Annotated in this window: 17 protein-coding genes; 13 read left to right on the forward strand and 4 right to left on the reverse strand. The window is 71.2% G+C overall.

What is annotated here, in order from left to right; all coding sequences use genetic code 11:
* Positions 1–36: 36 nt before the first annotated feature.
* The 6 genes from ftsZ to Pph01_RS01975 all read left to right on the forward strand — a co-directional run bounded on the left by ftsZ (position 37) and on the right by Pph01_RS01975 (position 6,478).
* Complete coding sequence (ftsZ, locus tag Pph01_RS01950) at positions 37–1,458, forward strand: cell division protein FtsZ (RefSeq protein WP_204071117.1); 1,422 nt, start codon at positions 37–39, stop codon at positions 1,456–1,458.
* 12 nt (positions 1,459–1,470) lie between these two features.
* Positions 1,471–2,178, forward strand: coding sequence for a YggS family pyridoxal phosphate-dependent enzyme (locus Pph01_RS01955; RefSeq protein ID WP_204071118.1), 708 nt, complete (start codon positions 1,471–1,473; stop codon positions 2,176–2,178).
* Between the two features lie 137 nt (positions 2,179–2,315).
* The gene (locus tag Pph01_RS01960) at positions 2,316–2,843 is read left to right on the forward strand and encodes a cell division protein SepF (protein ID WP_204071119.1); all 528 of its coding nucleotides are present in this window, start codon (positions 2,316–2,318) and stop codon (positions 2,841–2,843) included.
* Positions 2,844–2,925: 82 nt separating this feature from the next.
* Positions 2,926–3,213, forward strand: a complete 288-nt coding sequence (locus Pph01_RS01965) for a YggT family protein (RefSeq protein WP_204071120.1) — start codon at positions 2,926–2,928, stop codon at positions 3,211–3,213.
* Between the two features lie 51 nt (positions 3,214–3,264).
* Positions 3,265–4,137 (forward strand): DivIVA domain-containing protein, encoded by an 873-nt coding sequence (locus Pph01_RS01970; RefSeq protein ID WP_204071121.1) that lies wholly within the window; start codon positions 3,265–3,267, stop codon positions 4,135–4,137.
* A 55-nt stretch (positions 4,138–4,192) separates the two neighbouring features.
* On the forward strand, positions 4,193–6,478 hold the full coding sequence (locus Pph01_RS01975) for a hypothetical protein (protein ID WP_204071122.1): 2,286 nt from the start codon (positions 4,193–4,195) through the stop codon (positions 6,476–6,478).
* Between the two features lie 303 nt (positions 6,479–6,781).
* Here Pph01_RS01975 and ileS read toward each other — a convergent pair whose 3' ends face one another.
* A complete protein-coding gene (ileS, locus tag Pph01_RS01980; RefSeq protein ID WP_204071123.1) occupies positions 6,782–9,940 on the reverse strand; it encodes an isoleucine--tRNA ligase in 3,159 nt (1,052 codons plus the stop codon).
* A 653-nt stretch (positions 9,941–10,593) separates the two neighbouring features.
* Here ileS and Pph01_RS01985 point away from each other — a divergent pair.
* The 3 genes from Pph01_RS01985 to Pph01_RS01995 are packed head-to-tail and all read left to right on the forward strand — an operon-like array spanning position 10,594 to position 12,447.
* Complete coding sequence (locus Pph01_RS01985; protein ID WP_204071124.1) at positions 10,594–10,989, forward strand: TraR/DksA family transcriptional regulator; 396 nt, start codon at positions 10,594–10,596, stop codon at positions 10,987–10,989.
* Entirely contained in the window at positions 10,962–11,525 is a 564-nt protein-coding gene (lspA, locus tag Pph01_RS01990; RefSeq protein WP_204071125.1) for a signal peptidase II, read from the forward strand. Before Pph01_RS01985 ends, lspA begins: the two co-directional genes overlap by 28 nt.
* Complete coding sequence (locus Pph01_RS01995) at positions 11,518–12,447, forward strand: RluA family pseudouridine synthase (protein ID WP_204071126.1); 930 nt, start codon at positions 11,518–11,520, stop codon at positions 12,445–12,447. The genes lspA and Pph01_RS01995 overlap by 8 nt, the downstream gene beginning before the upstream one ends.
* Before the next feature lie 111 nt (positions 12,448–12,558).
* Here Pph01_RS01995 and Pph01_RS02000 read toward each other — a convergent pair whose 3' ends face one another.
* Positions 12,559–13,941 carry a serine/threonine-protein kinase gene (locus tag Pph01_RS02000; protein WP_204071127.1) on the reverse strand — a complete coding sequence of 461 codons (1,383 nt, stop codon included), beginning with the start codon at positions 13,939–13,941 and terminating at the stop codon, positions 12,559–12,561.
* 79 nt (positions 13,942–14,020) lie between these two features.
* A complete protein-coding gene (locus Pph01_RS43220; RefSeq protein WP_204071128.1) occupies positions 14,021–15,652 on the reverse strand; it encodes a serine/threonine-protein kinase in 1,632 nt (543 codons plus the stop codon).
* Between the two features lie 413 nt (positions 15,653–16,065).
* Between Pph01_RS43220 and Pph01_RS02010 the strand changes: the two genes are divergently transcribed.
* The 3 genes from Pph01_RS02010 (at position 16,066) to Pph01_RS02020 (ending at position 21,031) form a co-directional block, all read left to right on the forward strand.
* The gene (locus Pph01_RS02010) at positions 16,066–18,735 is read left to right on the forward strand and encodes a M14 family zinc carboxypeptidase (RefSeq protein ID WP_204071129.1); all 2,670 of its coding nucleotides are present in this window, start codon (positions 16,066–16,068) and stop codon (positions 18,733–18,735) included.
* A 132-nt stretch (positions 18,736–18,867) separates the two neighbouring features.
* Positions 18,868–20,316, forward strand: coding sequence for a M1 family metallopeptidase (locus Pph01_RS02015; RefSeq protein WP_204071130.1), 1,449 nt, complete (start codon positions 18,868–18,870; stop codon positions 20,314–20,316).
* 172 nt (positions 20,317–20,488) lie between these two features.
* On the forward strand, positions 20,489–21,031 hold the full coding sequence (locus tag Pph01_RS02020; protein WP_204071131.1) for a GNAT family N-acetyltransferase: 543 nt from the start codon (positions 20,489–20,491) through the stop codon (positions 21,029–21,031).
* Between the two features lie 12 nt (positions 21,032–21,043).
* On the opposite strand, the gene Pph01_RS02025 is transcribed toward Pph01_RS02020, so the two are convergent.
* Entirely contained in the window at positions 21,044–23,296 is a 2,253-nt protein-coding gene (locus Pph01_RS02025; RefSeq protein ID WP_204071132.1) for a serine/threonine-protein kinase, read from the reverse strand.
* Between the two features lie 300 nt (positions 23,297–23,596).
* On the opposite strand from Pph01_RS02025, the gene Pph01_RS43545 reads away from it, so the two are divergent.
* Positions 23,597–24,541, forward strand: a complete 945-nt coding sequence (locus Pph01_RS43545; protein WP_204071133.1) for a chorismate mutase — start codon at positions 23,597–23,599, stop codon at positions 24,539–24,541.
* Positions 24,542–24,633: the final 92 nt, after the last annotated feature.

Consider the following 24,633-nt stretch of genomic DNA (forward strand, 5'->3'; position numbering starts at 1 on the left):
CGCACGAAACGTAAACGAGCGGAAAGGCCCCTCGTCGTGGCAGCACCGCAGAACTACCTCGCGGTCATCAAGGTCGTCGGCATCGGCGGCGGCGGAGTGAACGCCGTAAACCGGATGATCGAGGAGGGACTCAAGGGCGTCGAGTTCATCGCCATCAATACCGACGCCCAGGCGCTGCTGATGAGTGACGCCGACGTCAAGCTCGACGTCGGGCGTGAGCTCACCCGGGGTCTCGGCGCGGGGGCGAACCCGGAGGTCGGCCGCAAGGCCGCCGAGGACCACCGCGAGGAGATCGAGGAGGTCCTCAAGGGCGCCGACATGGTCTTCGTCACCGCGGGTGAGGGCGGCGGCACCGGCACCGGCGGCGCGCCGGTCGTGGCCGGCATCGCCCGCTCGCTGGGCGCCCTGACCATCGGTGTGGTCACCCGGCCGTTCAGCTTCGAGGGCAAGCGCCGGGCGATGCAGGCCGAGGCCGGCATCGAGACCCTCCGTGAGGATGTCGACACGCTGATCGTCATCCCGAACGACCGGCTTCTGTCGATCTCCGACCGGCAGGTCAGCGTGCTCGACGCCTTCAAGGCCGCCGACCAGGTGCTCCTGTCCGGTGTCCAGGGCATCACCGACCTGATCACCACCCCCGGACTGATCAACCTGGACTTCGCCGATGTGAAGTCGGTCATGTCCGGCGCGGGCTCGGCGCTCATGGGCATCGGCCACGCCAGGGGTGACGACCGCTCGGTCGCGGCGGCCGAGATGGCGGTCTCCAGCCCGCTGCTCGAGGCCAGCATCGACGGCGCCCACGGCGTGCTCCTGTCGATCGCCGGCGGCTCCGACCTCGGTCTCTTCGAGATCAACGAGGCGGCCCAGCTGGTGTCGAACGCGGCGGCGACCGACGCCAACATCATCTTCGGCACGGTCATCGACGACGCGCTCGGCGACGAGGTCCGGGTGACCGTCATCGCCGCCGGCTTCGACGAGCCGGCCGCGACCACGCCGGCGGCCGCGCCGCTGTCGCGGCCCCAGCAGAGTAGGCCCGCGGCTCCCGCGCCATCGTCGCGGCCCGCGCCGGCTCCCGCGCCCGCCAAGCCTGAGCTCCGCTCCGAGCCGCCCGTCTCGCGGCCGGTGACCGGCACGGGCTCCACTCCGGCTCCCGCCCCGGCGCCGGCTCCGCCCGCGCCGGCTTCCGCTCCCGCCCAGTCCGCGAGCGCGCCGGCCGCCCCCGCGACCCCGCCTCCGACTGCGGCTGAAGGCGCGGCGCAGTTCGGCCGGGACGTGACGGCCGAGGGCTCCCGTTCCGAGCAGGGGCAGGGGAGCGGCTCGGGACCTCTGTCGATCCCGCGGCCCACGCCGGAGCCGCCCACTCCCATCACCTCGCGCGTCACGCAGCCGGCCCCGCGCCGTCCCGTGGTGTTCGAGGAGCAGGAGGAGGAGCTCGACGTGCCGGACTTCCTGAAGTGAGCACCGCACCACGTGGATGACGCACGACGCGACGAGATCGCGGCGGGCCTGGCCGAGGTCGAACAGCGGGTCGAACAGGCCTGCCGTGAGGCCGGGCGGGCCCGTTCGGACATCACGATCATCGCGGTGACCAAGACCTACCCCGCCTCGGACGTGCGGGTGCTCGCCGGGCTCGGAGTGGCCGACATCGGCGAGAACCGGGACCAGGAGGCGGCGGGCAAGGCCGCCGAATGCAGTGATCTCGGTCTCACCTGGCACTTCATCGGCCAGTTACAGACCAACAAGGTCCGCTCGGTCGTCTCCTACGCGGACGTCGTCCACTCGGTCGACCGTTTCCGGCTGGTGGACGCCCTGAGCAGGGAGGCCGTACGGCAGGAACGCCAGGTCGGCTGCCTCATCCAGGTGGGGCTCGGCGGCCCGGAAGGCGGCGGGCGGGGCGGGGTCGATCCGGCCGAGGTCCTGCCTCTGGCAGAGGCCCTGAACAGGGCCGACGGCCTCACGCTGCGGGGCGTCATGGCGGTCGCGCCGCTCGGAGAGGACCCGGGAGAAGCCTTTGCCCGGCTTTACTCGGTGGCTCAGGCCGTACAGAAGGAACACCCGGCGGCAGACGTCATTTCCGCGGGAATGAGCGGAGATATGGCCCAAGCGATAGCGAACGGCGCGACACACCTGCGTGTCGGTACGGCGTTGCTCGGTCGTCGGAAGCCCTTCGTCAGGTAATGTCCCCCAAGTGGACCTTGGTGTCCGCGACAGGCAAGAGGTCGATCAGCGGTGAGCTCCACGGGGGGTACGCCTACCGCCCTGGCCTTCCCATAGGGACCTTGAAGGCGCACCAGTAACGCGGAGGACGACGAGCGATGGCCGGCGCGATGCGCAAGATGGCGGTCTACCTCGGTCTCGTGGAGGACGACCACTACGACGACAGGTACGGGACCGAGTACGGCGGCGACGAGGAATACGGCGAGGAGTACGACCTGCAGCGGCGTGGGTTCGCCGCAGGACCCGCGGGAACGCACCAGGCGCCCCACGAGCGTGACGAGGACGGCGAGACCGTCGTCCCGGCCACCCGGCCTCCGACGGCGGTGCTCGAGCGTCGTACGACCGATCTGGCGCGGATCACGACCCTCCACCCCCGCACGTACAACGAGGCGCGCACCATCGGCGAGCACTTCCGTGAGGGCACGCCGGTCATCATGAACCTGACCGAGATGGTCGACAGCGACGCCAAGCGCCTTGTCGATTTCGCGGCAGGTCTCGTCTTTGGCCTACACGGCAGCATCGAACGTGTTACCAACAAGGTGTTCCTGTTGTCCCCCGCCAACGTTGAGGTGACCGCCGAAGACAAGGCCCGAATCGCGGAACGCGGCTTCTTCAACCAGAGCTAGAGTTCCATCATGAACAGTGACCGGCTGAGCGGTGCCCACTGGGACCGGATGCGGCGGAACCAGAGGGAGGCGGTGCTGGACCGTGGGGATCATTAGCGAGATCTTGTCCATCGCCCTCACTCTCTATCTGGTTCTGCTGATCGGCAGAATGATCTTTGAGACGGTGCAGGCTTTCGCCCGCTCCTGGCGGCCTTCCGGGGTCGTCCTGGTGCTGGCGGAGGCGATCTACACGGTGACAGACCCTCCTCTCAAATTCCTCCGCCGTTTCATTCCGCCCCTCAGGTTGGGTACGGTGGCCTTTGACCTGAGCTTCACTGTGCTGTTCATTGTGGTTTTGGTCTTGATCCAAGTCGTGAACGCGCTTCGTTGATCGGGTACCGTCCCCGCGGACAAGACTCCGAGCGCGCCAAGGAGACCCAAAATGCCGTTGACGCCCGCTGATGTGCGGAACAAGCAGTTCAGTACAACCCGGCTACGGCCGGGGTACGACGAGGAGGAGGTAGACGCTTTCCTCGATGAGGTGGAGGCCGAGCTCGACCGCCTCATTCAGGAGAACGAGGAGCTCCGTGCGAAGCTGGCCGAGTGCCTGAGGGGCAAGGTCCCCGGTGGCATGGGCGGCGGCATGGGCATGGGCGGTCCCATGCAGATGGCGGCCCCCATCGCGGAGCCCAAGCCGGAGATGATGATCCCTCAGCCTGAGCCGATCAAGCCCCCGGAGCCCGCCCGCCCCGAGCCCGTCCCCGTCGGCATGGGCCTGCCGCCCGCCGAAGACAACATGGACACCGCGGCCCGTGTCCTCGCTCTCGCGCAGCAGACCGCCGACCAGGCCATCGCCGACGCCCGCCGTGAGGCGGACGAGACGGTGACCCGCGCCCGCCGCGAGGCCGACGACATCCTCGGCAAGGCACGCCGCCAGGCCGAGCAGATCATCGGCGACGCCCGCGCCCGCGCCGAGACGCTCGAGCGCGACGCGCAGGAGCGGCACCGCCAGGCCATGGGCTCGCTGGTGCAGACCCGCGACGAGCTCGAGCGCAAGGTCGAGGAGCTGCGCAGCTTCGAACGCGAGTACCGCAGCCGTCTGAAGCTCTACCTGGAGAACCAGCTCGCGGAGCTCAACGTCGCGGCAGAGAACAGCGGCGGCTTCCCCATGGTGGGTGGAGCACCGGCGATGGCGCACGCCGTCGCTCCTGTTCCTCAGCCGATGCAGGCGGCCCCCAACCCGTTCGGTCAGGAGCCCCCCCAGCACACGGGTGCGTTCCCCGGGCCTGACGGGCAGCACACCGACCGCAGGTAGGCCGCGGGGTCAACCCCCCTCGCCATCCGCGACCCGCAAGCTCGGAGAACCCCCTGTGATCCTGTTCAGCGCCGCTTTGGCGTTCGCCATCGCCGCCCTCCTCATCCTCATCGCGGGGTGGGCGCTGGCGAAGGTGTACCTGGTGATGTGGTCGATGGTGATCGCGGTTCTGGCCGCCGTCTGCCTGCTCGTCGGTGCACTGCTGAAGCGTCATCTGCTGTTCCCCGCCGGTGGGCGCGCCGCTGACGGACCGGATCTCACCCCCCAGGGTTCCTCCTCTACCCCCGAGCTCGCTCATGCCGGAGCCCCCGCACTCAGTGGGGCGCCGGGACACCCGGTGGCCGTGCCGATGCCGCCGGGAGCACAGCATGGGGCGTTGCCACCGGCGCCCTTCCCGCCCCGTCGAGCCGAAACGGCCGCCCCCCTCAGGCGTTCCCCGGCTCAGACAGGTCGTCCGCTCCATCCCGAGGACATCGTGCTGGTCGTCCCGGGGCGCAAGCGTTTCCACCTGGCGACCTGCCGCCAGCTCATGGGGCGCGAGATCGAGGAGCTGACCTACGAAGAAGCCCGCGAGGAGGGCTTCAGTCCCTGCACCACCTGCCTGCCCGAGCTGTCCGCCCGCGCCGCGGACGAGTCTGCGCAGCCCAGGCCGAGCCGTCGGACGGGCTCGCGTGGAGAGGCGGGATCCACCCGCACGGCGGGCGCGACGGGTGACAGGGACCGGACAGACCCCAAGACCGGCGAGGACCGCGTGTCGGCCGACGAAACGGTCGCCGTCAACCGCTCGGTTTCCGCCAAGGACGCCGCCTCGGCCATGGACGCCGCGACGGCCGGCTCCGCCGCCGGAACGGACGCCACGAAGCGGAGGAGCGGCTTCGAGCAGCCCCGGGCGGAACAGGCCCGGACGGAACAGGCGCGGCCGGACAAGGACCGGCAGGGGCAGTCCCCGTCGGAGAAGACCCGGCCGGAGCAGCCGCGACCGGAGCAGTCCATAGCGGAGTCCGCCACATCGGGCACGGGCGCATCCGGGACGGGCGGAGCCGATACGGCGCAGCTCGACTGGTTCCAGCGCAACATGTTGCCCCCCACACAGACCACCCCGTCCACCCCGCCGTCCTCGAAGCCCGCGTCGCCCGCGCAGTCCGACTCGCGGCCTGCGCCTTCGGAGGAGAAGACGGCGCCTTCGGGGGAGAAGACGGCGAGTTCGCCCGCGGCGGCTGAGCCGGGCAAGATGGACTGGTTCGGCGCGGCGAAGACCAAGCCTGCCGCGGCCCGGCCTGAATCCTCCCCGTCCGCTTCCGGCCGCGCGGAGAACGCCACGACGGCAGAGCCGGAGCGCGACGCGACCAAGGCCGCCGAGACCGGCAGCCCGCGGGCGAGGACCGCCGAGCCCGAAAGCCCGAAGAAGACGGCCGCGCCACAAGCGAGCGCGAAGGCAGAGAGCCCGGAGCCCAAGAGCGCCGAATCCAAGAGCGCCGAATCCAAGAGCGCCGAGCCCAAGGCGGCCGACGCGAAGAAGGACGAACCCGAGAGCGCGGGCCCGAAGAGCGCGGAGCGCGAGACCTCCCGGTCCCAGAGCGGTACGGCCACGGCCGCCGACTCCACGAGTGGCGGGAAATCCCGATCGGACTCGGCCGGCGACGACGTGAGCGGGACCACGGGCACTGAGCAGGAGACGGCGGCGGAGATCACCCAGCCCGGGCGCGCCGGGTTCCGGCCCATCCCCGCGTCTGACGGCACCGCCCCCGGATCGGCTTCCAAGGCTTCGGCTTCCTCAGGAACCTCCGGCACGGCGGCCTCCTCCGCGAGGCCTGCCCCCGCTGCCGGGTCGCCCAAGACGTCCGGGTCCTCCGCCGGAGCGGGCTCCGCGTCCGATTCCGTACGGCCCGCGGCGGACGGCTCCGGCCGCGCGTCCGGTGCCGAGAACGGCGCTGAAGCCTCCGCGAAGGCCGGAGCCGGGAAACCGGCCGAGGACGCGGCCGCCGCACCGGCCAAGGACACCGGCAAGGAAACCGTTAAGGAAACCGGCAGGGACGGCGGCAAGGACGCGGCCGAGGCCGCGGGCGAGAAGGAGCCTCGCGGGGCGGAGGCACGCGACTCCCGTTCAGCGGAGCCGGACGAGGACGACGGCGAGAGCACCAACACTTTCGCGGCCATCCGCACGGACGCCCCGCGACGCATTCCGTCGGCGTCGGTGAAGGTGATGGTCGGCACTCGTCGTTACCACGGCTCGCAGTGCCCCCTCATCAAGGGCATCGACGACGACAGCATCGAGGTCATGAGCAGGGAGGACGCCGAGAAGGCGGGCCTCACGCGCTGCTCGGTCTGCCAGGCCCGATAGTTCGGCCGCACCGCGGGAACGCGGTGCGGCACGCGAAGGGAAACGGAGCCCTTCGGCGCCGGCCCGAGAGAAGATCGGTTCGATGGCGGCGCTTGGGCCGCTCAGGCATCCCCGGCCGACGCCCACGACGACGTCCGGGCGGGCCGTCAGCCTGGGCGCACTCAACGTCCTCACCCGCCCGCAACCGGCGCCTGGCGGTCGGCGAGATCGGCGGGGCACCCGTGGAACGGCCTGGATTCCCCTGGGCGGTGCGACGGGCGCACCGCCCAGGGGTTCGACCATCAGGCGTGGATCAGCTGAGGATCACGCCTTGCGGAGCTGGAAGACCAGGCCGAGATCGGCGTCCTCGTGCCGGGGCAGATCCTCGGAGGAGCCGCCCTCGGTGAGGGTCGTCGCGAGGACCTCCTCCGCGACGGTCCGGCCGCCTTCGCGCAGCGCCGCCGCCAGATCGCCGTCGGCCGACCACCACAGGTCGATCCGGTCGGTGATCGACAGCCCGGTCGCCTTGCGCGCCTCCTGGACGAGGCGGATGACCTCGCGGACCAGGCCCGCCCGGCGCAGGTCGTCGGTGATCGCGAGGTCCAGCGCGACGGTCTCACCCGTTCCCGTGTCGACCGCGCCGGTCTCCACGGCCCAGCCCGTCTTCGGCTGCTCCGTGATGATCACGTCGTCCGGCCCGAGCTCGACCGTTCCCAGCTCTCCCGCCTCGACGGCGGCGGCCGCCCCCGAGCGGACGGCCTGAGCCAGCGCGGCCGGGTCGGCGGAGGCGACGGCCGCGGCGACCAGCTTGGTCTGCGACCCGAAACGTTTGCCGAGGGCACGGAAGTTCGGCTTCACGGTGAAGGTCACCAGATCGGCCGAGAACCCGGACATGTCCTCCAGGCTCTGCACGTTCAGCTCGTCGGCGATCAGCTCGCGCAGCTCGCCGGGGAGCGACGGCCATCCGGGAGCGCCGATCAGCGCCCGGCCGAGCGGCTGGCGGGTCCTGACCGACGACGACACGCGGGCCGAGCGGCCCAGCTCGACGAGGCGCCGGACGAGCGCCATCCGCTCGGACAACACCGGGTCGACCAGCGAGGAGTCCACCTCGGGCCAGGTGGTGAGGTGGACCGACGGCGGGGCGTCGGGGCCCCGGAGCACATCCCACAGATAGTCGGTGAGGAAGGGGACCAGCGGCGCCATCAGCCGGCTCACAGTCTCCAGGCACTCGTAGAGCGTGGCGAACGCCGACTCCTCGCCCGACCAGAACCGGCGGCGCGAGCGGCGGACGTACCAGTTCGACAGGTCGTCGAGGAAGTCCGTCAGGCGGCGCCCGGCCCGGGCGGTGTCGAACTCGTCGAGTGAGGCGGTGACCTCGGCGACCGTACGGTGCAGCTCGGACAGGGCCCACCGGTCGATCAGCGGGCGCTCACCGGCCGGCGGGGCCGAGGCGAGCCGGTCCGGCGTCCACGACTCGGCGTTGGCGTAGAGCGTGAAGAACGACGCGGTGTTCCAGTAGGTGAGCAGGACCTTCCGGACGATCTCCTCCAGCGCGGCGTGGCTGATCCGGCGGGGCGCCCACGGCGAACCCGAGGTGGCCATGTACCAGCGGAGGGAGTCGGCTCCGTGCTCGTCCATCAGCGGCATCGGCTGCAGGACGTTGCCCAGGTGCTTGCTCATCTTGCGCCCGTCCTCGGCGAGGATCAGGCCGAGGCACAACACGTTCTCGTACGACGAGCGGTCGAAGACCAGGGTCCCGACCGTCATCATCGAGTAGAACCACCCGCGGGTCTGGTCGATGGCCTCGCAGATGAACTGGCCCGGGTAGGACGCCTCGAAGACGTCCTGGTTGACGTGCGGAGCGCCCCACTGGGCGAACGGCATGGCGCCCGAGTCGTACCAGACGTCGATGACGTCGGGCACCCGGCGCGCCTCGGCCTGGCAGGAGGGGCACGGGAAGGTCACGTCGTCGACGTACGGCCGGTGCGGGTCGAGCCCCGACAGCTCGCGTCCCGCGAGCTCGCCGAGCTCCTTGAGCGAGCCGACGGCGGTGACGTGGGAGTCGTCCTCGGAGCAGACCCATAGCGGCAGCGGCGTGCCCCAGTAACGCGAGCGGGACAGCGCCCAGTCGACGTTGTTGCGGAGCCACTCGCCGTAGCGGCCGTTCTTGATCGTCTCGGGGAACCAGTTGGTCCCCTCGTTCTCGGCGAGCAGGCGCTCCTTGATCTCGGTCGTCCGGATGTACCACGACGGGAGCGCGTAGTAGAGGAGCGGCGTGTGGCAGCGCCAGCAGTGCGGGTAGCTGTGCTCGAAGTGGTCGCCCCAGAACAGCAGACCGCGGCTGCGCAGGGCCTCGGTGAGGTGCTCGTCGGCGTCCTTGAAGAACATGCCGCCGACGAACGGCACGTCGGGCAGGAACCGGCCGTCCGGGCCGATGGGGTTGACGACCGGCATGCCGTACCGCTTGCAGACGGTCATGTCGTCGGCGCCGAACGCGGGGGCCTGGTGGACCAGGCCGGTGCCGTCCTCGACGGTCACGTAGTCGCCCAGCACGACGTAGTGCGCCCCGGGGATCTCTACGAAGTCGAAGGGACGGGAGTAGGGGGTGTGCTCCAGCTCGGTTCCCGTGAACGTGGCGAGCACCTCGACGTCCTCGCCGAGCACCTTGGTCATCAGCGGCTCGGCGATGACCAGCACCTCGTCGCCGCGCCGGGCGGCGACGTAGGTCACGTCCGGGTGCACGGCCACCGCCGTGTTGGACACCAGGGTCCACGGGGTCGTGGTCCAGATCAGCAGCGAGGCGCCGAGGTCGGCCAGAGGGCCGGAGGTGACGGGCATCCGCACGTAGACCGACGGGCTGGAGACGGTCTCGTAGCCGCCCGGCTGACCCAGCTCGTGGTCGGACAGGCCGGTGCCGCAGCGCGGGCAGTAGGGCGTGATCCGGAAGTCGCGGAACAGCAGACCCTTGTCCCAGATGGTCTTGAGCGACCACCAGACGGCCTCGACGTACTGCGGGTCCATCGTGCGGTAGGCCTGGGACATGTCGACCCAGTAGCCCATCCGCTCGGTCATCTCCTCGAAGGCGTCGACGTGCCGGAGCACCGACTCGCGGCAGCGGTCGTTGAACGCCGCGATGCCGTACTGCTCGATCTGGGGCTTGCCGGAGAGGCCGAGCTCCTTCTCGACGGCGACCTCCACGGGCAGGCCGTGGCAGTCCCAGCCGGCCTTGCGGGGGACGTGGTAGCCGCGCATGGACTTGTACCGGGGGAAGACGTCCTTGAACACGCGGGCCTCGACGTGGTGGACGCCCGGCATGCCGTTCGCCGTGGGCGGGCCCTCGTAGAAGATCCAGGAGGGGCCGTTCGCGTTCTGCTCCAGGGACCGCTCGAAGATCTTCCCGTCCCGCCAGCGTTCGAGGACCTCGTGCTCGAGGGCGGGCAGGTCGACCTGCCCGGGAAGGGAGCGGAAGTATTTGGCGGACATCGTCGGGCGGAACCTCCACGCATCGCTGGGATCGGCGTGAAGGGACGAAGCCGGAACGGCTCCGCGGTACCACCCTTCTTGACGCCCGCTGGGGGACGCCCTCTTCTTTCGTTTCCGCTGCCGGTTCTACTCGGCCAGGGAGGCCTTTCTTCCGGCGGCTCCGGGGTGATCTTCTCTCCGCGGCCCGCCCCGGGCTCACACCGTCCCCGGGTCGCTCATGCGGGTGGATGCGGAGGTACTCGTCCCCATCGACGCCTTTGCAGACTTAGACGATAACGCAGACGGGGCGCAAGGGCTTCCCCATATTCGGCCCGGCGGGACCCCGGCGGCTTCCGGCGGAACAATACGGAGGGGTGGCGATGTTGTCACGGTGAGTGCCCCCACGGTCGACGGAGGGGCGACGGAGGCGGCCCGATGGGCCGTCGCCTCCGTTTTCCGCCGCACTGCGGGGCGCTTACGTCTTGTCTCGGGTTGTCGCGACCCGCGGCGAAACGGTCGACATCCAGGGGGGACGAGGAGGAACAGGCCGAAGGTGCCGCCCGCCTCCGGGCGGGGTAAAACCGTCGGCGAGTCGTTTGCCGGGCCGATATCCGCGACCTATGCTGCCCGGACGCTCATCTGTTGATCATCGTTCCTGACTATTGGGAGGCCTCATGGCCACGCGCGCGGCCAGAACCGCTACCAGCGAAGACGCCTGGTCCGGCGACGAGCTCGCCGAGGTCCGCACCCGGCTGCAGCATGAGATCGAGGAGCTCGGCGCCGACATCGCGCGCGCCGAGGCGGATCTCGCGCAGGGGGACGCCAGCGAGGGCGCGGGGGACGATCCCGCCGACGCCGGGGCCAAGACCTATGAGCGTGAGCGTGAGATCGCCCTTACCCTGAATGCGCGCGACCTGCTCGCGCAGAACGAGCGGGCGATCGCCCGCGTCGACGCAGGGACTTATGGAGAGTGCGAATCGTGCCACAAGCCGATCGGGAAGGAACGTCTGCGAGCGTTCCCGAGGGCGACACTGTGCGTAGCGTGCAAGACGCGGGAGGAGCGCCGCTGAGCGACGGAGCCGGCACACGGCCCGTTCGCGCACGGAGGGTCGCCCTCCTGGTCGTGGTCGCGGCGGTCGTGTACGCGCTCGATGTGGTGAGCAAGCTGCTCGTGGTCCGGTTCCTCGAGCACAAGCCCCCCACGACCGTCATCCCCGGCGTGCTGGTCCTGAACGTGATCCGCAATCCCGGTGCCGCGTTCAGCATCGGCACCGGGATGACGATCATCTTCACCGTGATCGCCGCCGGAGTGGTCATCGCCATCCTGCGGACGGCCCGGCAGCTCAGGAGCCTCCCCTGGGCGATTACGCTGGGTCTCCTGCTGGGCGGCGCGGTGGGCAACCTGACGGACCGGATCTTCCGGTCGCCCGCCCCGCTGCAGGGGCACGTGGTGGACTTCCTCCAGGCGTTCCCCGTGACGGGGTTCCCCGTGTTCAATCTCGCCGACTCCGCCATCGTCTGCGGCGGAATCCTCGCGGTTTTCCTGGCGTGGCGCGGCTACCAGATCGACGGGTCGCGGCAGACGGGGGAGACCACCGATGGGTGACCAGCGCAGCCTGCCGGTCCCGGACGGGCTGGAGGGCGAGCGGCTCGACGCCGCCCTGGCCCGGCTGTTCGGCTTCTCCCGCTCCCGCGCCGCCGAGTTGATCGCGTCGGGTGAGGTGCTGGTGGACGGCACCGTCCCGGCGAAGTCCGACCGGGTGCACGCCGGTGCCTGGCTGGACGTGACGATCCCGCCGCCCCCGGCCGCGCCGATGCCGGTGGCGGAACCGGTGCCGGGCATGGCGATCATCTATGAGGACGACGACATCGTCGTGGTGAACAAGCCGATCGGCGTGGCCGCCCATCCGACCGTCGGCTGGACCGGCCCGACCGTGCTGGGCGGCCTGCTGGGCACCGGCCACCGCGTCTCCACCAGCGGCGCGTCGGAGCGCCAGGGCATCGTCCACCGGCTCGACGCCAACACCACGGGCGCGATGGTGGTGGCCAAGAGCGAGGCGGCGTACACCCACCTCAAGCGGGCCTTCAAGGAGCGGACGGTCGACAAGCGCTACCACGCGCTGGTGCAGGGCCACATGGACCCGCTCCGGGGGACCGTGGACGCGCCGATCGACCGGCATCCGTCCGGCGACGGCCGCTTCGCCGTCGTCGCGGGCGGCAAGGACTCGATCACCCACTACGACACCGTCGAGGCCTTCCGGTCGGCGTCGCTGCTCGACATCAAGCTGGAGACCGGCAGGACCCACCAGATCCGGGTCCACATGTCCGCGCTCCGGCACCCCTGCGTCGGAGATCTCATGTACGGCGCGGACCCCACGCTGGCCGCCCGCCTGGGCCTGTCACGGCAGTGGCTGCACGCCGTCTCGCTGGCCTTCGAGCATCCGGCCACGGGGGAGTGGGTCGCGTTCACCAGCGACTACCCGGAGGACCTGGCGCGGGCGCTGCGCATCGTCAGCGACGAGAGCTAGACGAGAGCCAGGCGGCGGGAGCCGGGAGACGAGAATCGGGCCAGAGCGGGGCGACCAGAACGGCGACCAGAACAGGGCGAGAGCGGGGCGTCGGGAGCCGGGTGACGCGGGCTAGCGTTTCTGCCCCCCGCCGCCGTTGCGCCAGCTCCAGTAGGAGTCGCCGTAGCCGTTGCCGTAGCCGCCATCCCGGCCCGGGCCTCCACCGTCGCCGCGAACCGGCCCGTCGTTCCGGGGCCTCGGCTGCGCCTTAGGCGTGGAAGCGGAGGGGGCTCGGGTGGCCGCTGGAGTGCGGCTCGCCCGCGGAGCGGGCTCGCCGGACCGGGTTCCGGCGTTCGTCATCGACTGCGCCGCCTCCTGCTTGTCGTCCGGCTGAGGCGGTGCCGTACGAGTGGTGAAGACGGTCACGGTGGGCGTGGCGACGGGTGTGGACCCGGTGCCGGGATCCCGCGCGGTCACATAGGCGACGCCGCCCGCCGCCGCCCCCGCGACGGCGATCATGGAAGCGGCGACCACGGCGAACGCCCAGGGCACGCGCCGGGAACGAGGGCGGGGAGGCCGCGGCGGCCGTGCGGGCTGAGTCGCCTGCCGTACCGGGGTCTTCCGGTGGGAGCGCGCGACGGCGCCGGTGCGCGGCCTCGGGGCGGGTGGGCCGCCGGGATCGGCGGCGGGCGGTTCGGCCACGGCGCGCAGCAGCGGCGCGGCCTGTCCGGCCGTCATCCGCTGGGCGGGGTCCTTGGTCAGCAGCCCGGTGATGATCGGGGCGAGCGGGCCCGCCTGCGGCATGGGCCCAGGGTCCTCGTAGGTGATCGCCGCCAATGTCGCGAGCGCGTGACCGCGCTGGAATGGGGAGCGGCCCTCGACGGCCAGGAACAGCGTCACGCCGAGCGACCACAGATCCGACGCGCGGCGGGCCGTGGCTCCGCTCGCGCGCTCCGGGGCCATGAAGGCGGGGGTGCCGATGAGTATGCCGGTGCGCGTCACGGGGGAGTCGTCCTCGATCGCCGCGATTCCGAAGTCGGTCAGCACCGCGCGGCCGTCGTGGGCGATCAGCACGTTCTCGGGCTTGACGTCCCGGTGGAGCACGCCCGCCGCGTGGGCGGCGCTGAGGGCGGCCAGCACCTCGCCGCCGATCTCCGCCACGCGCCGAGGAGGAAGCGGGCCCTCGTCGCGGATGATGGAGCCGAGCGTGCGCGAGGGGATGAGCTCCAGGACGATCCAGAGGCGGTCGTCCTCCTCGAAGACGTCGTAGACGGTGGCCACGCCCGGATGGCTGAGCCGTCCCGCGGCCCGCGCCTCCCGGAAGGTACGGGTGGTGAACGCCTCCCGGTCCGGGCCGGACATTCCCACCGAGGCCGTGAGCTCCTTGACGGCGACCTCGCGGCGCAGCACGTCGTCGAGTGCGCGCCAGACGGTCCCCATGCCGCCACGTCCGAGAGGCTCGATCAGCCGGTAGCGCCCGGCGACCACTCGATCGGAGGTATGCGCATCAGCCATGGCCCGTGGCGCTGCCCTTCTCGAACGCGCACTTGCCGCCGAACCATGCGGTTGCTCCCGCGATCAGACGCGTCTTCTTCTACTCATTCGACATGAATGTGGTCAAGAATACCCGAAAATAGGACATGGTGGTCGTCCATGTGCGATCGGTCGTCTGCCAGTAGAGGGCGACGAACCTGCCGTCGGGCAGGCGGAATGCCCGGTCGAGGACCCGCACCCTGCCGTACGACGGGGTGTAGGTGAACTCCCACTCGGCGGCCGGCGTTCCGCGCTGCCGTACGGGCGCGAGCCGGATGCGCTGGTAGCCGGGGAGAAGACCCTTCTTGCGCGAGGCGGCCTCGACGGCGGTGAGCGCCGGGACGGGGTCGGCCGCCGTCCATTTCGTGAAGTCGACCAGCAGATAGCCGGACCTGATGGAGTCGTGGAAGCTCACGCGCGTCGCCTGCCGGTCGAAGGCGGTCCAGCCCTTGGGCAGGGCGACGGAGAAACCCAGCGGGTCCTCGTGCGTGGTCCAGCCCTTGGGCAGGGCGGCGCCGGGCCGGACGGCGGACGGGGAGGGGGACGGCGTCGTGGGCGCGGCCGCGGACGCCACGGGACTCGAGGCCGAGCCGGTGGCGGCGTCGCCGCCGAGTTGCCGGTAGCCGTACCAGCCGCCGGCCGCCAGTACGACGCAGAGCAGTCCGGCCACCGCCACGCGCGCCGGCCTGACCGGACGCGACGCCGGCCTGATCGAACGCGGCGCGAGCCGCTCGGGCGGCAGAACCGATGTCGCGTCAGGCGCGGCGCCGTCCCCGGTGGACGGGCCGGATCGAGTCCTGGCGATGTTTCCGGTGGACGGGCCGGATCGGGTCCTGGCGATGTTCCCGGGGGACGGGATGGACCAGGCGCCGGCGCCGTCCGCCCCGGCCGACACGGCCTTGAGGAGCCCTTCCGCGGTCTCGGCCGTCATCCGCTGGGCGGGTTCCTTGGCCAGCAGGCCCTCGATGACCGGGGTAAGGGGGCCGGCATGCCGGGGCGGGTCGAGTTCCGTGTGGATGACGGCCGCCATCGTCGCGATCACCGAGTCGCGCTCGAACGGCGCCCTGCCTTCGACCGCCGTGTACATCGTCGCGCCCAGCGACCACAGATCGGACTCAGGCGTGGCGGACCGCCCGTTGAGCCGTTCCGGCGGCAGGAACGCCGGGGTACCAGTCACCATGCCCGTGGTGGTGAGCCCGGCCTCGTCCGGCATGGTGGCGATTCCGAAGTCGGTGAGCACCGCCTTGCCGTCCGGCTGGAGCAGGACGTTCTCGGGCTTGACGTCCCGGTGGAGGATCCCGGCGGCGTGGGCCGCACGGAGCGCGCCGAGCACCTGGAGACCGATGGCCGCGACGCGCCGGGGCGGCAGCGGGCCGTCCTCGCGCAGAAGCGAGCCGAGTGACCGCGCCTGGACGAACTGCATGACGATCCAGGGCCTGCCGTCCTCCTCGATCACGTCGTGAACGACGACCACGCTGGAGTGGGTCAGGCGGCCGGCCGCCCGCGCCTCGCGGACGGTCCGCTGGTTGAACTCCTCGCGCTCCTCGTCGGTCGCCGCGCGGTGGAGCACCTCCTTGACCGCCACCGTGCGGTCGAGCACCTCGTCGTGGGCGCGCCAGACGATCCCCATTCCGCCTCGGCCGACGGCTTCGAGCAGGCGATACCTGCCCGCGATGCGACGCCCCTCGTTCACCTGACCCCTTCCGGAAACTCCTGAATCGTCCCACAGGATCTGCGGACGGACCGGAAAGGGCGCTTGCTGCTGCCCGGAAACCGCACATCTCATGCTGTCACTTTGTTAAGTAGTGACACTCTTGCCCGATTTATTACCTCCGAATACGATCAATCTCGGCTCTCCCCGGCACCACAGCGGTGTCATTTTTCCCGAGGACGGCGGGTTCGCGCCTGAGGATGCGCCGTCCCCCGCCCCTCCAGGAGGCATCCGTGCGGCCGAGTACGGCGTCGTACAGAAGATTTCCTTTCGGTAAGGCCACCACTGTCGCAGTCATCGCGCTGACGGCGTTCACACTGCCGTTCATCCCGCCTGCAAGCGCGAATTCACCCGGGCCGAAATGCAGCCCGGATCCGAACGCCCACCTGGCGTCCGTGCCGAGCCCCGAGTCGTTCTTCGGGTTCCCCCTGGGCAAGGGTCAGTCCCGGGTGGTCACGACCACCGAGATCAGGGCCTACGTCGACGCGGTGGGACGTGCCTCCGACCGCGTGGTCACCGGCACGATGGCGCACAGCTTCACCGGCCAGGCGCTGCCCTACGCCATCGTGTCCAACAAGGACCACATGGGCCGCAAGGAACTGGCGGAGATCGCCGAGCAGGTCAAGTCGCTGCGCGACCCGCGGTCGCTGCGGCCCGACAAGGCGGCCAGGATCGCCAAGGACACCCCCGCGATCGCCTGGGTGGCCGGGAACGTTCACGGTGGCGAGACGAGCGGCGCCGACGCCGCGCTCAAGACGCTGTACGAACTGTCGAGCGGCCTGTCCTGCGACGTGGCCGAGCGCAACGAGAACCTCGTCACGGTCATCGTGCCGACCCAGAACCCCGACGGACGCGACGCCAATCGCAGGCAGAACGACCGCGGCTTCGACCTCAACCGGGACTGGTTCGCCCGGACGCAGCCGGAGACCGACGGCAAGATCGCGATGCTGCGCGACTACCCGCCGCAGGTCTTCGTCGACGCCCACGAGATGGGCGGGCGGCAGTACTTCTTCCCGCCGAACGCCGACCCGATCCACCACGAGATCGCCGACCAGCCGGTCGACTGGATCAACCGCATCGGAGCGGCCAACGCCGCGGGCTTCGGGTACAACGGGGCGTGCGGCGGCGCGGTCACCACGGAGTGCTACTTCAACTACGCGACCTACGACCTGTTCTACATGGGCTACGGCGACACCGTGCCGGCCACGGGCTTCGGCGCCGCTGGCATGACCTTCGAGAAGGGCAGTTCGTCGGCCGTCGAGGACCGGGTCCAGCAGCAGTTCAACACCCAGTGGGCCACCACCGGCTGGGCCGCGGACAACAAGCGGGAGATCCTCGGCGGGTACTACGACATCTGGCAGACCGCGCTCAAGGAAGGCGCCGAGGGCACGCTCGAGCCCAACGAGGTCGTGCAGCCCACGAACACCGTCCAGTTCCCGGTTCCGGACGTCAAGGTCAAGTCGTACTTCCTGCTGCCGGGCCGTCAGCTCGGTGACGTGCGCAAGCTCGTGGAGCGGCTCCGCGGCATGGACGTCGAGGTCTACAAGGTCGAGCGCTCGCTGAAGGTGCCGAACGCGCGCGTGTTCGGAGGCCGGTCCGCCAAGAACCTCACGGTTCCCGAGGGCGCGTACTGGATCCCGATGAACCAGCCGCAGAAGCACTGGATCCAGGCGCTGCTCGCCGAGGACCCGTACGTCCCCTTCCCGTACTTCTACGACGTCTCCTCGTGGAGCAACCCGCTGCTGATGGGGATCGACACCGTCTACACCGGTGACACGCTGTCCCCGAAGGTCGAGCGGGTCGAGCGGGTCAAGCGCGTCGAGGGCGGCACGGACGGCAAGGCGCACAAGAACGGCTCCTACACCTACCCGATGGACTCGGCCGCCGCGTCCGAGCTCACCTTCCGGCTGCTCGGCGCGAAGGTCCCGGTCTCGCGTGACCTCGAGACCGGACAGGTCAGCCTGCCCGCCGGCGCGATCGGCGAGGACGACCTGGACGACCTGGCCCGCCCGCTCGGCGTGACCGTCCACGGGAGCAGCCGGCCCGCCTCCGGCACCCCGCTGAGCCTGCCCGACACCGGGCTGTTCGCCGGCACCGGCATCTCCACGACCTCCGGCTCGTACGGCGAGGCGCGGTACGTGCTCGGCGACCACTGGGGCCTGCCCCTCACCCAGGTGACCGCGGCGGACATCAACGGCAACACCGCCGCCTTCACCTCGCGGACCGCCCTGGTGGTCCCGGACGGCAGCAGCTCGTCCGGCGGCCTGACCGCCGAGGGCCTGGCCAACCTCAAGGCCTGGGTGGCCGCGGGCGGCACCTACGTCGGGCTGCGCAACGAGGGCACCCGGCTCGCCCGGTCCGCGGGCCTCACCTCCACCACGGAGAAGGCCAAGCCGACCGGCTACCAGGTGATCGGCTCGCACTTCCGGGTCGACGTGGCGACCGACGCGCCGGTGGCGCTCGGCCGTCCCGCCGAGGACTTCCAGTTCAACAACAGCGACCCGATCCTGAACCCCAGCCAGACCGGCACGAACGTCCTCACCTACCCGGCGGACGACACGTTCTGGTCCAACGGCTACACGGTCGGAGCCGACGCGCTCAAGGGCACGGTCTCGCTCGTGGACGAGCCGACCGGAGCCGGACATGCCGTGCTGTTCGCATACAATCCGCTTTTCCGTGCCTACAACGAGAACGGCATCCACCTCGTGGCCAACGCGCTGCTCGAGCCCAAGGCTCCGGCGGCGGCAGTGGCGGCGCAGCGGACCGCGGCTCCGCAGGCCGGGGCCGAGGCCCTGCGGTCGGCGGCCGCGAAGGCTCCCGAGCCGGCCGATCTCGGCGGGGAGTGGCGGCCGATCAGCATCGAGGTCGCCGGCTCCGACCTGGCCAGGACCGAGGCCGTCGTCAGGCGGTACACGGACACCGCGCTGACCGCGGAGGCGGGCGGCTCGGCCTACATCACCATCCCGAACCCGGAGGGACTCGCGGCCGACGAGCACCCGTTCCTCCGCGACCTGGTCAGCGCTCTGCGGACCGAGCAGATCCCGCTCCGCTCCGTCGTCGGCTGACACGACCGGCCGGCACGACCCGCTGACCACGCCGGCTCGACAGGGCCGGCCTGAAAGATCCATCTCTCGAGAACACACGCACGACGGGTCCGGCCGGGGGCATCCCCGGCCGGACCCGCTGGAAGGAACCGCATGACATCGCGACGACTCGGCGCCGCGGCCACCTCGGCCGCTCTGCTCGGCCTGCTGATCGCCCAGGGGGCGCAGCCGGCCTTCGCCTCGTCCGGAAGCCACGACGAGCACGGAAACCAGGGGAACCACGGGGGGCCGCAATACTCGGCGGGCTCCTCCGGCGCCGGGGACCCCTACTTCCCCGACGCGGGCAACGGCGGCTACGACGTGAAGCACTACGACATCGCCTTCACCTACGACCCCGCCACCCGGACCATGGACGCGACGACGAAGATCACCGCGGTCGCGACCCAGGGCCTCAACCGGTTCGACCTCGACTTCCGTGGCCCGGAGATCACGTCTCTGACCGTGAACGGCCACCGGTCGGCGTTCGAGCGCAGCGGGCAGGAACTCGTCGTGACCCCCCGCCACGACCTGGGCAAGGGGCGCCGCTTCACGGTGGTCGTGAAGTACAAGGGCACGCCTCCGGTCGTCACCGACCCCGACGGCTCCATCGAGGGCTGGGTTCCCACCGACGACGGCGCGTTCGTGCCGGGCGAGCCGCAGGGCTCTCCCGCCTGGTTCCCGGGCAACGACCACCCGACGGACAAGGCCACGTTCACCTTCCACGCGACCGTCCCCGAGGGCGTCACCGCGGTCGGCAACGGCCGGTTGGTGTCCCAGAAGACGAAGAAGGGCCAGACGACGTTCGTGTGGGACTCGCGTGAGCCCATGGCGACGTACCTGTCCACGGTGACCATCGGGAACTTCACCGTCACCAAGTCGAAGACGCCCGGCGGCCTGCCGATCTACACGGCGGTGGACCCGCGGCTGGTCACCCAGTCGGCCGCCGCCGTCGCCCAGATCCCGGACATCGTCGACTACTTCTCCTCGATCTTCGGTCCGTATCCCTTCGACACGGCGGGCGCGATCATCGACCGGGCCCCCGACGTCGGCTACGCCCTGGAGAGCCAGACCAAGCCGATCTTCTCGAGTGCTCCGGGCGTCGGCACGATGGCGCACGAACTCGCCCACCAGTGGTTCGGCGACAGCGTGTCGCTCAGCCGCTGGTCCGACATCTGGCTCAACGAGGGCTTCGCGACGTACTCCCAGTGGATGTACACCGAGCACACCGGCGGCGCCACCGTGGACCAGACGTTCAACAGCACGAGCAACTACGGGCGTGCCGCGACGTCGTCGTTCTGGCAGACCGTCACGACCGACCCCGGTCCCGAGGACATGTTCGGCAACGTGCCCTACAACCGCGGCGCGATGACGCTGCACGCGCTCCGCGGCAAGATCGGCGACGCCGCCTTCTTCACGCTCGTCAAGAACTGGGCCGCCGCCAACCGGTACGGCAACACCAGCACCGCCGAGTTCATCAGCAGCGCGGAGAAGGTCTCCGGCATGGACCTGACGAACTTCTTCGACGTGTGGCTGTTCCAGAAGGGCAAGCCCACCACCTGGTAGGCCGTCGCAGGACCTCCGCGCGACCCCCGTCCCGGCCCCGGGGCGGGGGTCCCGTCGTCTGCGGTGACGTCCTGTTTCGCCCGGTGAGATAGGGTTCGTGACCAGCAAGGACGCCGGTGTCTCACCGTACCGGTGAGCGCGGCGACGACCGTCGGCCCGTGCTGGAGCCTCCATGAGTGCCCTCGAGATCGAACTGCTGCCCGCCGCCGCGGGCGGGGACATGCCGCTCGCCGAGCGGATCACGACCCTCGTCAACGAGGTGTACGCCGTCGCCGAACGGGGACTGTGGGCCGACGGCGCGCTCCGGACGACGGCGGATGAGGTCGGGGAGCTGATCGGCGCCGGTGAGATCGCCGTGGCCCGTCTGGACGGGGAGATCGTGGGCTGCGTCCGCGTCCGGCGCCTCGACGGCGGCGTCGGCGAGTTCGGAATGCTCGCCGCCGCCCCCGCGCACCGCGGCACGGGCGTCGGCAGGGAACTGGTCCGCTTCGCGGAGCGGACGAGCAGGGCGCGCGGGCTCGCCACCATGCAACTGGAACTGCTGGTCCCGCGCGAGTGGGCCCATCCGTCGAAGGAGTTCCTCGCCGCCTGGTACGCCCGGAGCGGGTACCGGCGCGTGGGCGTCGGGACCATCGAGGAGGCCTACCCGGGACTCGCGCCTTCGCTCGCGACCCCGTGTGACTACCTCGTCTACCACAAGGACCTGACGGCCTGACGGCCGTCAGGATCAGGTGGCCGGCCGGAACGTGGCCGTGAACGTCGTGAAGTAGTGCAGGGTCTTCTGCCACCGGCTGTCGGGGGCCTGCCAGAAGATCGCGTATCCGTGGCGCTTGTCGGTGACGAAGCCGCGGTTGATCGCGTGGGTCCTCCCGCCGCTCCGCCAGGTGAACTCCAGGTCGGCGGCCTCCTTGAAGTAGTCCACCGACTTGAGGCTCACGCGCTGGTAGCCGGGGAAGCGTGAGGGATACGACCTCTCCTGGGCCTTCCAGTCCTTCACCGCGTCGGACTTGGGCGTGCTGGTCATGCCGATCTGCAGAACGGCGCCGGGCTCGGGGCCGCGGAACCAGATGTTGGAGCCGTCGCGGCGGTCGACCTTCCAGCCGTCGGGCAGGCCGATCGAGAAGCCCGTCTTGTCCTTGTAGCGGTGCCAGCCGTCCGGGACGCCCGCGGCCTTCGAGGCCGCAGGCGAGGGCGAGGCAGGCGGCTTGGTGGACGAGGACGGCTTGTCGGAGGGTGCCGCCGCCGGCGTTCCGCCGGCGCCCTCCGCGGGTGACGCCTTCTCGCCGGCCGGCCCGCCTGAGGCGCGCTCTCCCTCCTGCAGCCCGAGGTATCCGCCGATGGCGGCGATGATCAGCAGCACAGGGATCGCGACCAGGGCCCATTTGACCGGGGGAAGAGCGCGCCACCGCTCCGCGAGGCCGCCGGGCGCGGACGCCTGCCACGCCGTCCCCTGCTGGGTGGGGGCGGGCACGGGCTCGCCCCACCCCGGCCGGCCGCCCCAGTCGGCGGCGGCCGGCTCCGTCCACTGCCTCGGCGCCTGGTTCAGGCGGCTCTCAGCGGTCTCCTGCGGCGGCACGGCCCCGTGGGGGAGGTCGTTCGCCGGAGCGGGCTCGTGGGTCTGCAGAGGGAACGAGGGGAGCCCCGGAGAGGCGCCGCGAGAGGGGGAGGTCGCGGGCGGCGCGGGATGTGAGGAGGGCGAGCCCTCCGGATCGCGTGGGGGCGCGGGATCAGCCGAGGGCGCGGGACGGGCCTGGGATGCGGGGCGGGCCTGGTTCGCGGGGCGCGGTGCCGGCCCGGCCGGGGCCGGGGCCCGGCTTCCGGTCTCCGGCGCCCCGCGTGGAACGGCCCGAGTCGGCGGCATCTCCCCGGCCTCGGGTTCCGGGGTGTCCTCCGGCTCCGCGCGGGAGTCCTCGGACACGGGCGAGCCGGGATCCGTCGCGCTGTCCGGGTCCGTCTGCTCCGGCGACGCGGGCCCGGCCGCGTCCCCGTTCGCGTCCGGGGCGGGTCCGGAGGATTCGCCCGCCATGGGGCCGCCGGCGGGGTCCGGCCGGTCCGACGACGCCTCAGGCGCCGGGGCCTGCTCCGCGGACGGCCGGCGCGCCGGTGGCGCGGCGCGCCCGCCAGGAGGGACGACCTCGGGCAGGGTGGGAGGCGGCGTGACGGGAGCGGGGCGCGACGCCTCCTTGAGCAGCCGGGCGATCTCGTCGTAGCCGGGCCGGTCCTCGGGTTCCCTGGCGAGCAGCCGGATCAGCACCGGCCCCAGCCGCCCGGCGCGGATCGCGGGTGCGGGGTCGTCGGTGAGGACGGCGTGCATGGTCGCCATGGCCATGCCCCGGTCGTGGGGCGGCTTGCCCTCGACGGCGGTGTAGAGCGTCGCCCCGAGCGACCACAGGTCGGACTCGCGCTGCGCGGGGCCGCCACGAAGGCGCTCCGGGGGGATGAACGCGGGGGTGCCCACGATCCCCGTGCGCGTCATGGTGGAGTCGGCCTCGAGGCGCGCGATGCCGAAGTCGGTCAGCACGACCCGCCCGTCCTCGGTGAGCAGCACGTTCTCCGGCTTGACGTCACGATGGAGCACGCCCTGGGCGTGGGCGGCCCGCAGCGCGTCCAGGATCTGCAGCCCGATCTCGGCCGTCCGCTCGGGGGACAGCGGCCCGTCCTCCCGGATCGTCTGGCCGAGGGACCGGGAGATCACGAGCTGCATGATGATCCAGGGGCGGCCGTCCTCCTCGATCACGTCGTGGACGACGACCACGTTCGGGTGGGTCAGTCGCCCCGCGGCCCGCGCCTCGCGCATGGTCCGGCGGTTGAGATCGCTGAGCTCGTCGCCCATCGCGCTGTCGTAGCGGACCTCCTTGACCGCGACGGCGCGATCGAGCAGCTGGTCATGGGCCCGCCAGACGACTCCCATGCCCCCGCGGCCGATCGGCTCCTCGAGGTGATACCGGCCTCCGACGAGCCGGCCTTCCGCTTGCGGCATCTGATCTCCTCCCGAACCCCAAATCGTCCCACGGATGGCAAATGGTTCGACCAGACCACGCGGTGTCATCTATCCGTATTTCGAAATATGAGACAGATCATTTCAATCTCGCGAAGCGTGGCTGGTAGGGTCGCAGGCATGGTCAGGTATCACGTGTTTACGCAGCCGGCTCCGGGAGGGCCGGTCGCGCGTTCGTGAACTAGCGATCACCTGGAGCCGGCTGAAGGCAGAGACGCCATGTCTCTGCCTTTTTCGTTGTCGACGAGCCGGCGCGGACGGCCGGCCCACCAAGGAGCGGACATGTCGCAGGCGACACAACTCGGCCGCCGTGCCGTACGGATCGGGACGTTGACCATCGGGGACGGCACGCCCGTCGCCGTGATCGGCGGTGACGACGCCAGATGGGTGAGCCTGCGCGGCCACCACGGCCGGAGCACCGCGGAGGAGATCATCGGGACGGCCAGAGCCGGGTGTCCGGGACCGCTGCTCGTCGAGCCGTTCTCGGCCGCGGACCTGGGCGCGGTGGCCGCTCAGGCCGACGGGGTCGTGGTCGGCGCCGCGTGGATGCAGGACTTCCGCCTGGTCCAGGCGGTGGCCCGGATCGGGCTGCCGGTGGTGGTGCAGCGCGGCCCGGCGGCCACGCTGGAGGAGTGGCTGGCCATCGCGGACTACTGCGCGGCCGAGGGCAACGACCAGGTGGTGCTCTGCGAGAGCGGGAGCCGTACCCACCTGGGCGGCACCACGCTCGACCTGGGGCTGATGCGGGAGGCGGCGGAGCGTTCCGGCCGGCCCGTGCTCGCCGACCTGGGAGACGACCCCGCGCTCGCTTCCGCGGCCGTCGCCGCCGGCGCCGACGGGCTGCTGCTCGCGTCCGACGCGTCCCCGGAGACGGCCGAGGAGGCGCACGAGGCCGCCACCGTCGTCGGCGCGGTGGTGCGGCAGGAGGCCCCCGGCACCGTCGTCGCCGCCCGGGCCGCGATCGACCGGGTGGACGCGGCGCTGGCGACCCTCCTGGAGCGCCGGATCGCCCTGGCGGGGACCGTGCAGCGGCTCAAGCCCGTGGGCGGCTTCCGGGGACGCGACATGGACCGCGAGCGCAGGCTCGTCGCCGCGATGGCGCGGCGGGCGCCGAGCCTGGGTGAGACCCGGCTCGCTCCGGTGATGAACGCGGTGATCGAGGCGGGCCTGCGTGTCGCGGAAGAGCGGCTTCATGCCGCTGACCTGGCGCCTTCCGACTGCGGATAGGATCTGAATCACCTGAGTCCCACGGGTTCGCGATCACGCGTAGGCTCTGATCCGCAGGGCGCACGGCGTGCCGAGCGACCCGGAGAGCGCGG

It is taken from the genome of Planotetraspora phitsanulokensis, assembly GCF_016863295.1.
In the GTDB taxonomy this organism is placed as follows: domain Bacteria; phylum Actinomycetota; class Actinomycetes; order Streptosporangiales; family Streptosporangiaceae; genus Planotetraspora; species Planotetraspora phitsanulokensis.

Bases quoted from the DNA above. Each gene is read 5' to 3' on its own strand.
- Pph01_RS01960 (WP_204071119.1), top strand. From the start codon at position 2,316: ATGGCCGGCGCGATGCGCAAGATGGCGGTCTACCTCGGTCTCGTGGAG.
- Pph01_RS01970 (WP_204071121.1), top strand. From the start codon at position 3,265: ATGCCGTTGACGCCCGCTGATGTGCGGAACAAGCAGTTCAGTACAACC.
- ileS (WP_204071123.1), bottom strand. From the start codon at position 9,940: ATGTCCGCCAAATACTTCCGCTCCCTTCCCGGGCAGGTCGACCTGCCC.
- Pph01_RS01985 (WP_204071124.1), top strand. From the start codon at position 10,594: ATGGCCACGCGCGCGGCCAGAACCGCTACCAGCGAAGACGCCTGGTCC.
- Pph01_RS01995 (WP_204071126.1), top strand. From the start codon at position 11,518: ATGGGTGACCAGCGCAGCCTGCCGGTCCCGGACGGGCTGGAGGGCGAG.
- Pph01_RS02000 (WP_204071127.1), bottom strand. From the start codon at position 13,941: ATGGCTGATGCGCATACCTCCGATCGAGTGGTCGCCGGGCGCTACCGG.
- Pph01_RS02015 (WP_204071130.1), top strand. From the start codon at position 18,868: ATGACATCGCGACGACTCGGCGCCGCGGCCACCTCGGCCGCTCTGCTC.
- Pph01_RS02020 (WP_204071131.1), top strand. From the start codon at position 20,489: ATGAGTGCCCTCGAGATCGAACTGCTGCCCGCCGCCGCGGGCGGGGAC.
- Pph01_RS02025 (WP_204071132.1), bottom strand. From the start codon at position 23,296: ATGCCGCAAGCGGAAGGCCGGCTCGTCGGAGGCCGGTATCACCTCGAG.
- Pph01_RS43545 (WP_204071133.1), top strand. From the start codon at position 23,597: ATGTCGCAGGCGACACAACTCGGCCGCCGTGCCGTACGGATCGGGACG.